The sequence below is a fragment of the Streptomyces melanosporofaciens genome (assembly GCF_900105695.1).
Taxonomy (GTDB): domain Bacteria; phylum Actinomycetota; class Actinomycetes; order Streptomycetales; family Streptomycetaceae; genus Streptomyces; species Streptomyces antimycoticus.
Genome location: NZ_FNST01000002.1, coordinates 8,949,876 through 8,962,648 on the forward strand (window position 1 = coordinate 8,949,876; position 12,773 = coordinate 8,962,648).

Genomic DNA, 12,773 nt, shown 5'->3' on the forward strand with positions numbered 1-12,773 from the left:
GGACGAAAAAGGTACATAGACATCATATGGTGCGCGCATGGAGAATACTGCCGCACCGGCGGCCGCCGTCCTGCCCCCGCGCCCCCAGCCACGCCAGCCGCGGCGGTACCGTCGCCCGGCCCCCTGGCTCGGGCTGGTGGCCATCGGATACGCCGTGGTCCAGCTCACCATGGTGATTCCGCACACCGGCCACGCGCTGGGCTGGGACGAGTCCGTGTACGTCTCCCAGGTCGATCCGCGCACCCCGCCCGCGTACTTCAGCGCACCCCGCTCGCGCGGCGTCAGTCTCCTGGTCGCGCCCGTCGTGGCGGCGACCGACTCCATTCCGGCACTGCGGATCCTGCTCATGCTGGCCTCCGCGGGCGCGCTCTACGGCGCCTTCCGGGTCTGGACCCGGCTGCTGCCCCCGGCCCAGGTCGCCCTGGCCGCGCTGCTCTTCTCCGGACTGTGGATCACCCAGATCAGCGGGCCCGCGGTGATGCCCAACCTCTGGGTGGCGATCGGCGCCGTCGCCGCCGTCGGCTGGTTCCTCCGCGCGCCGCACGAGACCAACGCCCGCTGGTGGCTGGCCGCCGTCCTCGCGGGCGTCACCCTGGTGCGCACCCCCGACGGGGGATGGCTCACCCTGCCGCTGCTGATCGGCGCGATCGGGGTGCGCACCTGGCGGCCGGCCCTGCCCGCGCTGATCGGCGGGCCGCTGCTCGGCGCCGCCCAGTGGATCGGCGAGGCGTACGACCGCTTCGGCGGCATCGGCGAGCGGCTGAACATCTCCAGCGACGTCGAGGGCGGCATGGGCCTCCACTTCAGCGTGGGGGCCGCACTGCGCAGCCTCAACGGACCTCAGCTCTGCCGCCCCTGCGAGGTGCCGCTGCGCCACCCGGAGCTGACCGTATGGTGGCTGGCGCTGCCCGTGCTGACCCTCCTGTGCGTCCATGCCGCGCTGCGCGACCGCCAAGAGGCGCGCCGGGTGCGGGTGGGGCTGGGCAGACCGGCCGCCCGGCTCCCCGCCCTACCGCTGACCGTGCTGCCCATCGTCTGCGCGGCCACCCTCGCCCTGCCGTATCTGCTGCTCATCGGCTACTCCGCACCGCGCTTCCTGATGCCCTCCTACGCGCTGCTGGCACTGCCGATCGCCGGGCTGGTGTTCCGCGCGGTGCGGGCCGCGCGCTCACCGCAGCACCTGGCGGTCGCCCTCGGGGTGGTCATCACCCTCCATCTGGCCAGCCAGTTCGTCATCCTCAATCACACCGCCAAGCAGTCCGACAACACCACCGGGCGCTATCGCACCGCCGCACAGGGGCTGCAGCGGCTGGGGCTGCGCCCGCCCTGTCTGGTGACCGGCGACCGCGCCCTGCCCATCGCGTACCACGCGGGCTGCTCCTCCGCGCAGACCAGCGGCAACAACCGGTCCACCACTCTGCCCACGCTGCTGCGCCGCGCCGCCCGTGAACCCACAGCGCTGCTGCTGCGGCGCGGCCAGACCCGGCCGCCGTCCTACGCCCGGACCTGGGTCGCCTATCCGCTGCCGGGCACCGAGTGGAACGCGTATCTGCCGCCGGATCAGGCGCGGGAGTCGGAAGCCGCAAAATCCCGACAGGAGACGTCCGGAAACGGTCCGAGCATGGGCGCCATGACGATGACCTACCCGACCACCAGCTGGGCCGGATTCGCGGCCGCCGAGCCCGCCTTCGCCGACTACGCCCAGGACCGCTTCGGCCGCTACCGCCACCATGTGCTGGCCACCCTGCGCCAGGACGGCTCCCCGCGGGTGACACCGCTCGAAGTCACCTTCCTCTCCGGTGAGTTGTGGCTGGGCATGATGCCCGACTCGCGCAAGGCGCTGGACCTGCGCCGCGATCCGCGGTTCTCGGTGCAGGCCAACCCGGGCCCCGGCGAGGGGCTGACCGAGGGCGATGTGCGGGTGAGCGGCCGGGCGGTCGAGGTGACCGACCCCGAGACGGTCGCCCGCTTCGCCGAGGAGGTCCGGCCGCCCGAGCCCTTCCACCTCTACCGCGCCGAGCTGACCGAGGTGGTGCACACCGCCCTGGAGAACGGGCAGATGGTGCTGCGCACCTGGCGTCCGGGCCGGCCGGTACAGGTCGTACGGCGCGGCACCGACGACAGCCCCCGGGTGGAGGGCTGAGGCCCGGGCCGTGGACCGGGTCGACGGGCCCGGTCCACGGCCCTTCCGTATTGTTGGAACACGTTCTACCGTGCCCCTCGATCCCAGGACGCTCCCAGACCGCCGTACGGCGCACGCGAGACTCCAGGAGGGGCCGTGGACCTCGAATACACCCCTGATCAGCGGCGGTTGCGCGATGAGCTGCGCGCGTACTTCGCCCAACTGGTCCCCGACGACGCCTACGCCCGCTATGCCGACTCCACCGGGCAGAAGCGGTTCTACCGCGAGACCATCCGCCGGCTCGGCACCGACGGCTGGCTGGGGGTCGGCTGGCCCCAGGAGTACGGCGGGCGCGGGCTCGGCCCGGTCGAGCAGTTCATCTTCTTCGACGAGGCGGCCCAGGCCGGCGTGCCGCTGCCGCTGATGGCGCTCAACACGGTCGGGCCCACGATCATGCGGTTCGGCACCGAGGAGCAGAAGGCCTACTTCCTGCCCAAGGTCCTCTCCGGCGAGATCGACTTCGCGATCGGCTACAGCGAGCCCGACGCCGGTACCGACCTCGCCTCCCTCAAGACCCGCGCGGTGCGCGACGGCGACGACTACATCGTCAACGGCCAGAAGACCTGGACGACCAACGGCGACACCGCCGACTGGGTCTGGCTCGCGGTCCGCACCGACCCCGACGCCAAACCCCACAAGGGCATCAGCATCCTGCTGGTCCCGACCGCCGACCCCGGCTACTCCGCCACCCTCATCAAGACCCTCGCCTCCCACGACACCACCGCCAGCTACTACGAGAACATCCGCGTCCCCGCCACCCGCCGGGTCGGCCCGAGAACGAGGGCTGGCGCATGATCACCACCCAGCTCAACTACGAGCGGGTCACCCTCGCCGCCCACGGCACCATGGCCATCCGCGCCCTGCGCGGCGTCCGCCAGTGGGCCGCCGACACCAAGCTCCCCGACGGCCGCCGGGTGATCGACCTGGCCTGGGTGCGCGGCCGGCTGGCCCGTACGCATGCCCGGCTGGACGCCATGAAGGTGCTCAACTGGCAGATGGTGGACGCCCTCCAGCGCGACACCCTGACCCCACAGGACGCCTCCGCCGTCAAGGTGTACGGCTCCGAGGCGCGCCGCGACGCCTACGCCTGGCTGATGGAGATCGTCGGCGCCGCCGGTCCCCTCAAGGAGGGCTCGGCGGGCGAGGTCCTCCACGGAGAGCTGGAGCGCGGCTACCGCAGCAGCGTCGTCTTCACCTTCGGCGGCGGCAACAACGAGATCCAGCGGGAGATCATCTCCTGGATCGGCCTGGGGATGCCACGGGTGCGTCGCTGAGAAGGTGAGGGGCTCTGGAAGTTGTAGCCCCCGATGATGCGGAAGTTCTTGTAGACCGGCCGGGGGGGTCGTCCACGCCGGTCCTCCTCCACGGGGCGCGCGGCTTCTTCCGGGTGGCGCCGACGATGTCGTGGTGGGTCTTCAGGCCGAGCTTGGGGCCAGGTCCCACGTCGACGTCCCTGCGCATCGCCGCACCCGCCGAGTCGGGCTCCTGCTCGCAGGTGACCGCCAGGCGGGCGGCGTAGCGGAGAGTGTTCGTGGAACGGCCACAGTGACCGTTCCACGAACGGCGATCACGGGAGCGGTCGGGCACCTGAGCGGGAGCGACCGTCACCGTGGTGGTCTCAGCCGGCGGCTCATGAGGGCTGCTCGTCCCGGGTGAAAATGTTGATCACGTCCTGGAGGGTGGGGTGGTCAGGGTCTTCGGCTGTCGCGAGCTGCTCGGCACTGCGAGGGAACATCAGGTGCTCGTATGCGAAGAGCGCGGTCTCGATGTCGCCCGGGTGCGCGGCGAGGGCCTCACCGAGGTCGGCGCCGTCCAGCATGGCCAGGTTGGCGCCCTCGCCGTTCGGGGGGATGAGGTGGGCGGCGTCGCCGACCAGGGTCACCCCCGGCACCCGGTCCCACCGGTGGCCGACCGGCAGCGAGTAGAGGGGGCGCAGCACCGGTGCGGTATCGCTTTCGCTGATCAGGGCGGTGAGTTCCGGTGCCCAGCCGTCGAACGCCCGCACGATCCGTTCGGTGGCCGCGGTGGGATCGGCGAAGTCGATACCGCCGAACCAGTCCAGCGGTTCGGTCAGCATCGCGTAGACGTGAAGGGTCCCACCCTTCTCCCGTTGGGCCCCGATCTGCCGCGTGCCCTGATCGCCCGCGAACATCGACCCGCCACCGACCGCCTTCGCGGCAGCGGGGTGCCGGGTGTCGGCGTCGAACAGGTAGGTCTCGACGAACGATGTGCCGGCGTACACGGGGTTCGCGCCGGAAAGCACCGGCCGGACCCGTGACCACGCGCCATCCGCGCCGACCAGCAGACTTGTGGCGACGGTGCCGCCGTCGGCGAAGGTCACCTCATGGCGGCCCTCGCCGAGGGCACGAACACCACTGACCTTGTGTCCCCACCGGACGGTGCCCGCCGGGAGCGAGTCGAGCAGCAGCTGCCGCAACTCGCCGCGCTGCACCTCGGGGCGTCCGCCCGTACCGTCGTCGGGCTCGTCGAGCAGGACGTTCCCCTCCCGGTCGAGGCCCCGCACCGCTTGGCGGCCCTCCAGGACGATGCCACGGAACTCGTCCATCAAACCGGCCGCCCGCAGGGCCAGTTGGCCGTTGTAGTCGTGGATGTCGAGCATCCCGCCCTGCGAACGCGCCGTCGGCGAGGGCTCCGCCTCGTAGACGGTGGCCGGGATGCCGTGGACATGCAGGACGCGGGCGAGCGTGAGCCCGCCGAGTCCGGCGCCGATGATCGTGACGTGAGTGGTCATGCGGATTCCTCGCCTGTCGCATGCCCGCCGGATGGGCACCCGGCAGGCTCTCCGGCAAGGCTCCGGCCCTCCGCCGACAAACCACCGGCCTTCCGGCGACAAGCCACCGGCATCGGACCGACAGCCCCGAGATACCACCGACACCGCGGTCCCGGCGGCTCTCGTGGCACGCGCTGCGGTGCGATGTCTCGTTGGCACAGCCCAGGCGCCAGCCCAGGCGCCGGCGCGGTGCGCCGGCGCCGACTACCGGCGAAAACCCCCGGGACGGTGTGGAGTCGGCGACCCTGCCGAGGAAAAGCGTGTCGTGCGTGGTTCCCGTGCGGCATGCTGTCGGAAGGGCGAGGAGGGGCGGCTCAGCCGGGCGCGTCGCCTTGCCCGGAGAAAACGTCCGACCCCGGGGGGACCATGCGGCTTGTAGTGACGGTACGTGGCGATGAGGACGGCGCGGAGGGCGGCCTCGCGGAACTCGGAACGTGGCTGACGGACGTACCGCAGCTGAGAGGGCGCGTCGACCGGGTGGAACGGGACGGTGTTCCGGCGGGGGCGATGGGACCGGCCGCCGACGCGTTGGTGGCGGTACTGGAGCCCGGCGGGGTCGCCGCGGCCTTCGCGGGGGCACTGGTGGCCTGGGTGCAGACCCGTCGCAGCAGCCATACGATCAGTGTGACCCGGCCCGATGGCACCCGGATCACCATCTCCTCCCGCCAGGCCCGCGCGCTGAGCCCGCAGGAGGCGGCCGACCTCGCCGAACGCCTGGCACGCCCCGCGCAGGACGGGGAGGACTCGCCGGACTCCCCGACGACATGACCGGCGGTCTCGCGGCACCCGGCGCGCGAGCCGTGCTGTTCGGCACCGGGGGCCACATCCGCGGGTCGAAACTGGACGATTTGCCGTCCGTGGACACCACACTCGACGATCTTCAGGACACTCTGCTCGACGTGTGCGGCATGGCGCCGGGGCACGTCGTGCGCGTCCCGGCTCACGCCCATGCCACCGAGGTGGTCGGTGCGGTCGAGGAGGCGACAGCCACCGACGGCGGACCCGTGCTGTTCTACTACGCCGGGCACGGTCTGCTCGGTCCGCGCGACGACCTGTACCTCGCCACCCGGGCCAGCCGATCCGCCCGGCACGTCGCACAGTCCGTCTCGTACCGCACGATCCGTGACCTGCTGGGCGAGGCGCCGAGTGGCAGCCTCGTCGTCCTCGACTGCTGCTTCTCCGGCCGTGCGGGTGCTCCGCCCGCGCAGGGCGGGGCGCGTCGGGCCTTCGCCTCCTCGCGGCCCCGGGGCAGCTTCCTGCTCACATCGGCCTCGCACTACGCGCTCTCGTTCGCCCCCGAAGGCGAACGGCACACCCTGTTCAGCGGGCGGCTGCTCGAACTGCTCAACGCGGGAGACCCGGCCGGACCACTGTGGCTGACCGCCGACCGGCTGCATGCCGCGCTCGACGAGGAGTTCGCGGACGACGGGCGCGTCAATCCGGCCCGGCAGAGTGAGGGCACGCTGGGATCGCTCGTGCTCGCGCGCAACCGCGCCTACCCGACCGGTCGAACCGAGGAGGCCGACCGGCCGGCGGACCTGCCCTGCCCGTACCCAGGGCTGCAGCCGTACCGCGCGGAGGACAGTGCGCACTTCTTCGGACGCGAGGAACTCACCTCGCGGCTCTTCGAGATGGTCAAGGACGCGCCGGACGACGGCCCGGTGGTGCTGGTGGGCGCCTCCGGAGCGGGCAAGTCGTCCGTGCTGCGCGCCGGCCTGCTCGCCGGTCTCGAGGCCCGTGCCGCCTCGCTCGCCCCCGCGCTGCTGGTTCCGGCCCCTGGGCCGCACCCGATGCGCACCCTGGCCGAGGCGTGGGCGCGAGCCACCGGGCGTGACGCGCGAGAGGTACGGACCGAACTGGAACGTGGGAGCTTCCCACCGCCGCCGCACGAGCAGCCCGCCTGCCGACTGCTGGTGATCGATCAGTTCGAGGAGATCTTCACACGGTGCCACACGCCGGATGAGCGCGCCGCGTTCGTCTCCCTGCTCACCGGGAACGGGCCCCGCCCCACACCCCGCGTCGTCCTCGCCCTGCGTGCCGACCACTACGGAAGCTGCCTGGAGGAGCCCGGGCTCGAAAGGGCTCTGGCCCGGGCCCAGCTCACCGTTCCCCCGCTGCGCGAGCGGGAGCTGCGTGCCGCCGTCGAGGGCCCGGCGGCGGCCGTGGGACTGACTGTCGAGCCGGGGCTGACCGACCGGCTGCTGCACGATCTGCGGTCGGGGCGCTCAGCCCACGACGCGGCGGCCGCACTGCCGTTCCTGGCCCACGTGTTGCGGGAGACATGGCGTCGCCGCAGCGGAAGCCGGCTCACCCTCTCCGGCTATCAGGCCACGAAGGGCATCTGGCATTCGGTGGCCACCACGACCCAGCGCTTCTACGACTCACTGGACGGTGTGGGACGCGCGATGATGCGGGAGCTGCTGCTGCGTCTGGTCCATCTCCCCCCGGACGGCGGAGCCCCGGTCGTACGGCATCGGGTTCCGCTCGCCGCCGTGCCGGCCGGGTCGGAAGACATCCGCGAACGGCTGGCCGACGCACGTCTCTTGACGGCGGACAAGGACACGGTGCAGATCGCGCACGAGGCACTGTTGCGAGCCTGGCCCCAGCTTCGGCGGTGGATCGAGGAAGATGCCGCGACCCTGCTGCTGCGGCAACAGCTGGGAACCGCTGCCGAGGAGTGGGACACCGCGGGGCGTGACGCCGCCTTCCTCTACCGGGGAAGTCGGCTCCAGGCGGCTGTTGAACTCGCGGAGCAGTCCGAACTGCCGGCCGGGGAAGCGGAGTTCCTCGCGGCCGGACAGGCTGCGGCCACGAGCGAACTGCATCGCGAGCAGCGCCGGACCAGGATGCTGAAACGAGCACTGGCCGCTGTCGCCGTCGCCCTGTGTCTCGCGCTCGTCGCCGCCGTCGTCGCGGTGCGACAGCAGCGGAACGCGGAAGCGCAGCAACGGCTGGCCACCGCCCGCTCGCTGTTGGCCGAGGCCGGCAACCTCGATACGACCGACCCTCGCACCGCACTGCGGCTCGGCCTCGCCGCGTACGCTCTGCGTCCCAGTGCCGACGCCCGCCGTGCGCTCTTCGACACCCTGGCCCAGAACGCGTTCCGTGGCGCCTCCAGGCTGCCCGCGTCGGAGACCGATGGGGTGCTCGGCGCCGGTGGGCGGAGGCTGGCCACGGTGAGCGGTGAGGATCTGGCACTGTGGGACACCAGCCGCCACTCGGTTCCCCGCACCCCGCTGGCACGACTGGCGTGTCCCTCGAAGGACGGCGCGGGCTCGAGCTTGGCCTTCGGCGGGCCCGACGACCGGATGCTCGCGGCCACGTGCGGTGAAGACGAGGTGCGGCTGTGGAACCTCGCCGGCCCGAGGCGGGGCGGGGGATCGCGTCATGTGGCGACGCTGCGGGCGGAGGACGTGACGGACGAGACCGACAGACCGGCCGGGGTTGCCGTGAGCCCGGACGGAAGCATGGTGGCGGCCATCGGTTGGTCCCGGCACGGCGGTCCCGGCATGCTCACCCTATGGGACGTCCGAGATCCGAGGAGCTCGCGACGGCTCTCCGTCGTCAAGGACACGTCGCGTCTGAACCTGCAGAGCGACCGGGTGGCGTTCAGCCCGGACGGCCACCTGCTCGCCACCGCGGACAGCAACGGGGACCTGCGTCTGTGGGATCTCTCGAACCCCCGCGAGCCCCGGCCCGGTGGAAAGGTGGAAGAGGCCGGCGACGTGTTGGCGTTCAGTCCGGACGGCGACCTGCTGGCGGTGAGCGACGACCGCGTGGTCAAAATGGTCGACATCCGCTCGCCCCGGGACCCGAAGGTTCTCGACGAATGGACGGCCCATGCGAATGACGTCGGCTCCCTCGACTTCTCCCCGGACGGCCGGCGTCTGGCCAGCGGAGGATGGGACAAAAGCGTTGCCCTGTGGAATGTCGGCGATCCGCGGGATGTGACCAGACAGTCCCGGTTGGCCGGGCACTCGTCGTTCGTCGATGCGACGAGGTTCGGTGCGGACGGCCGCTCGCTGGTCTCAGTGAGCTTCGGTGAGGTCGTCCACTGGGACATGGCCGACGTCGACCAGTCGGAGGTTCTGGACGTGATACCGGGCGGGAATGACCTGGCCCTGGCGCCGGACGGCACGACACTCGCCGCCACCCGGGGTGCGCGGATCGGCCTGTGGGACCTGTCCGACCCCGCCGAACCACGGCGGCTGGCCGAGTTGGACAACCCTGTGGAGAACGCGCACGACGGCGTCGGCGGCACTACCGTCATCGGCACCGGTGATGTCATCTCCGACGTCGCCTTCAGCTCCGACGGCGCCCTGCTCGCGACACTGAACCACGACCGGAGGGTCACCCTCTGGGATGTCTCCGACCCGGCCCGTCCACGGATTGCCGGCTCCCTGAGCAGCGACAACCAAGGGGCCGTCGGACCCTCGCTGGCCTTCGCCCCCGACGCGCCGCTGCTCGCCGTCAACGACCTGGAACAGGTCCGCGTCTGGGACGTGTCCGACCCCGCCCGGCCCGCCGTGACCCGATCCCGCAGCCTTGGCGGGCTGAGGGAGGTCGCCTTCAGCCCGGACGGCCGCCGGCTCTTGCTGGCGGGGGTGAGGGTCCACCTCTGGGACCTCTCCTCCGGGAAGATGACCTTGCTGTCCGGCGACCACTTCTACCTGGCAGGCTCCTGGGCCGCGTTCGCTCCCCGGGGGAACACCGTGGCGGCCGTCGCTCAGCTGCCCCCGACCACGGGCCCGGACGTCGGTGTGCACCTGTGGGACGCGAAGCACGCGGGAAGCGCACGCATGCGGGGCGAGACCGAACCGATGGGAGGGGACGCCGCGAAGACCAACCGGCTCGCCTTTCACCCCGAGGGCAATCTGCTGGCCGGTGCGGGGGAGGACGGCGCCGTACGCCTGTGGAGCGTCGCCGACCCCGAGCGGCCACATCTCGCGCTCACCTTCGGCGGCCATAGCGAGGGCGTCGACGACGTGGTGCTGGGCGGACCACACGGGCGGACCATGATCACATCGAGTGCGGGCTTCGCCTACGTCGTGGACATCGGCGACTACCCAGAGATCGCGGCCGACACCGTCGGCATGGCCTGCCGGGTCGCGGGCGGCGGCCTCACCCGTGAACAGTGGGCAGACCACGTACCGGCCGCGGAGTTCGTGGAGACCTGTCCGAAGTCACGGGGATGACGGCGCCATATGAGAGGCGCCGCCGGCCCGGAGCTGATGTCGTGCCGGCAGCGCCTCGGCCAGGTGCACGCGCGGGCCACCTCGGTCAGGCGCCGATGTACTCCGCGAGGTGCCGGCCGGTGAGGGTGGAGCGCTCGGCGACGAGGTCGGCGGGGGTGCCCTCGAAGACGATGCGGCCGCCGTCGTGACCGGCACCGGGGCCGAGGTCGATGATCCAGTCGGCGTGTGCCATGACCGCCTGGTGGTGCTCGATGACGATGACCGACTTGCCGGAGTCGACGAGCCGGTCGAGCAGGCCGAGCAGTTGCTCGACGTCGGCGAGGTGCAGACCGGTGGTCGGCTCGTCGAGTACGAAGACCTGGCGGTCGCCGCCCTTGTCTGCCATGTGGACTGCCAGCTTGAGCCGCTGCCGCTCGCCGCCGGAGAGCGTGGTGAGCGGCTGGCCGAGGGTGAGGTAGCCGAGTCCGACGTCCGACATCCGCTGGAGGATCTTGTGGGCCGCCGGTGTGCGCGCCTCGCCGCTGCCGAAGAACTCCTCGGCCTCGGCCACCGACATGGCGAGCACCTTGCTGATGTCACGGCCGCCGAGGTGGTACTCCAGCACCGATGCCTCGAACCGCTTGCCCTCGCACTCCTCGCAGGTGGTGGCGGTGCTCTGCATGATCGACAGGTCGGTGTAGATCACTCCGGCGCCGTTGCAGGTGGGGCAGGCGCCCTCGGAGTTGGCGCTGAACATCGCCGGCTTGACGCCGTTGACCTTCGCGAACGCCTTGCGGATCGGGTCGAGCAGCCCGGTGTACGTCGCCGGGTTGCTCCGGCGCGAGCCGCGGATCGGGGTCTGGTCCACCGAGACCACACCCTCCGGGGCCGGAATGGAACCGTGGAGGAGCGAGCTCTTGCCGGAGCCGGCGACGCCGGTGACGACGCAGAGCACGCCGAGCGGGATGTCGACGTCGACGTTCCGCAGGTTGTTGGCTGTCGCGCCCCGGATCTCCAGGGCGCCGGTGGCCTTGCGGACCGTCTCCTTGAGCCCGGCCCGGTCGTCGAGATGGCGGCCGGTGATGGTCTGGCTCGCCCGCAGCCCCTCGACGCTGCCCTCGAAGCAGACGGTGCCGCCCGCCGTGCCGGCGCCCGGGCCGAGGTCCACGACGTGGTCGGCGATGGCGATCGTCTCCGGCTTGTGCTCCACCACCAGCACCGTGTTGCCCTTGTCCCGCAGCCGCAGCAGCAGATCGTTCATCCGCTGGATGTCATGCGGGTGCAGGCCGATGGTGGGCTCGTCGAAGACGTAGGTGACATCGGTGAGCGAGGAGCCGAGGTGGCGGATCATCTTGATGCGCTGCGCCTCTCCGCCGGAGAGCGTGCCCGAGGCCCGGTCGAGGGAGAGGTAGCCGAGGCCGATCTCCACGAACGAGTCGAGGGTGTGCCGCACCTTGGCGAGCAGCGGCGCCACCGACGGCTCGTCCAGTCCGCGGACCCATTCGGCCAGGTCGCGGATCTCCATCGCGCAGGCGTCGGCGATGTTGACCTTGCCGATCCGGGAGGAGCGGGCCGACTCGCTGAGCCGGCTGCCGCCGCACTCGGCACACTCGGCGAAGGTGACCGCCCGGTCCACGAACGCCCGGATGTGCGGCTGCATCGACTCGCGGTCCTTGGCGAGGAACGACTTCTGGATCTTCGGGATCAGCCCTTCGTAGGTGAGGTTGACACCGTTGATCTTCACCTTGGTGGGCTCGCGGTAGAGGAAGTCGTGCCGCTCCTTCTTGGTGTACTCCCGGATCGGCTTGTCCTTGTCGAAGAAGCCCGACTCGGCGATGACCCGCACGACCCAGCCGCCACCGGTGTAGGTGGGGATGGTGAACGGGTCCTCGGCGAGCGACTTGGAGTCGTCGTACAGCTGGGTGAGGTCGATGTCGGAGACCGAGCCCCGGCCCTCGCAGTGCGTGCACATGCCGCCGGTGCGGCTGAAGCTCACCGTCTCGGTCTTGGTCTTCTCGGTACCGCGGTCGACCGTGAACCCACCCCGCGCCGAGACCGAGGCGACGTTGAAGGAGTACGCGCCGGGCGGGCCGATGTGCGGCTCGCCGAGCCGGCTGAAGAGGATGCGCAGCATCGCGTTGGCGTCGGTGGCGGTGCCGACGGTGGAGCGGGGGTCGGATCCCATCCGCTGCTGGTCGACGATGATCGCGCTGGTCAGCCCGTCGAGTACATCGACCTCGGGCCGCGCCAGTGTCGGCATGAAGCCCTGTACGAAGGTGCTGTAGGTCTCGTTGATCAGCCGCTGCGACTCCGCGGCGATGGTGGTGAACACCAGCGAGCTCTTGCCCGAGCCGGAGACGCCGGTGAACACCGTCAGCCGGCGCTTCGGGATCTCGATGCTGACGTCCTTGAGGTTGTTCTCGCGCGCGCCGTGCACCCGGATCAGATCGTGGCTGTCGGCGATGTGGGGCACAGGTGACCGCTGGTCCGTGTCCGTGGCCATGCTCATCGTGTCTCCATCTGTTCGGGCGGGGCCGCCTTCGTGATCTCCAGCGGTGTCGCCTGGCTCGATCTGACCAGCTTCGAACAATACGTCCGGTTCGCAGGTCGTGGCTGCCGGGGCCGG

The 12,773-nt window shown here is 71.3% G+C and carries 5 protein-coding genes and 1 pseudogene; 4 read left to right on the forward strand and 2 right to left on the reverse strand.

Translation table 11 applies throughout. The features are described from left to right. The first annotated feature begins 37 nt into the window (after positions 1–37). Both BLV72_RS40985 and BLV72_RS40990 read left to right on the forward strand, forming a co-directional pair. Complete coding sequence (locus tag BLV72_RS40985; protein ID WP_093468831.1) at positions 38–2,143, forward strand: pyridoxamine 5'-phosphate oxidase family protein; 2,106 nt, start codon at positions 38–40, stop codon at positions 2,141–2,143. Positions 2,144–2,278: 135 nt separating this feature from the next. Further along, a pseudogene (locus tag BLV72_RS40990) lies at positions 2,279–3,456 on the forward strand (acyl-CoA dehydrogenase family protein). A 356-nt stretch (positions 3,457–3,812) separates the two neighbouring features. Here the strand turns inward: BLV72_RS40990 and BLV72_RS40995 are convergent. Then, on the reverse strand, positions 3,813–4,934 hold the full coding sequence (locus BLV72_RS40995) for an FAD-dependent oxidoreductase (RefSeq protein WP_093468832.1): 1,122 nt from the start codon (positions 4,932–4,934) through the stop codon (positions 3,813–3,815). A 405-nt stretch (positions 4,935–5,339) separates the two neighbouring features. On the opposite strand from BLV72_RS40995, the gene BLV72_RS41000 reads away from it, so the two are divergent. Both BLV72_RS41000 and BLV72_RS41005 read left to right on the forward strand, forming a co-directional pair. Continuing rightward, a complete protein-coding gene (locus BLV72_RS41000; RefSeq protein WP_167746504.1) occupies positions 5,340–5,741 on the forward strand; it encodes an effector-associated constant component EACC1 in 402 nt (133 codons plus the stop codon). Next, on the forward strand, positions 5,738–10,168 hold the full coding sequence (locus BLV72_RS41005) for a caspase, EACC1-associated type (protein ID WP_093468835.1): 4,431 nt from the start codon (positions 5,738–5,740) through the stop codon (positions 10,166–10,168). The genes BLV72_RS41000 and BLV72_RS41005 overlap by 4 nt, the downstream gene beginning before the upstream one ends. 85 nt (positions 10,169–10,253) lie before the next feature. On the opposite strand, the gene BLV72_RS41010 is transcribed toward BLV72_RS41005, so the two are convergent. After that, positions 10,254–12,656, reverse strand: a complete 2,403-nt coding sequence (locus tag BLV72_RS41010) for an ATP-binding cassette domain-containing protein (RefSeq protein ID WP_093468837.1) — start codon at positions 12,654–12,656, stop codon at positions 10,254–10,256. Positions 12,657–12,773: the final 117 nt, after the last annotated feature.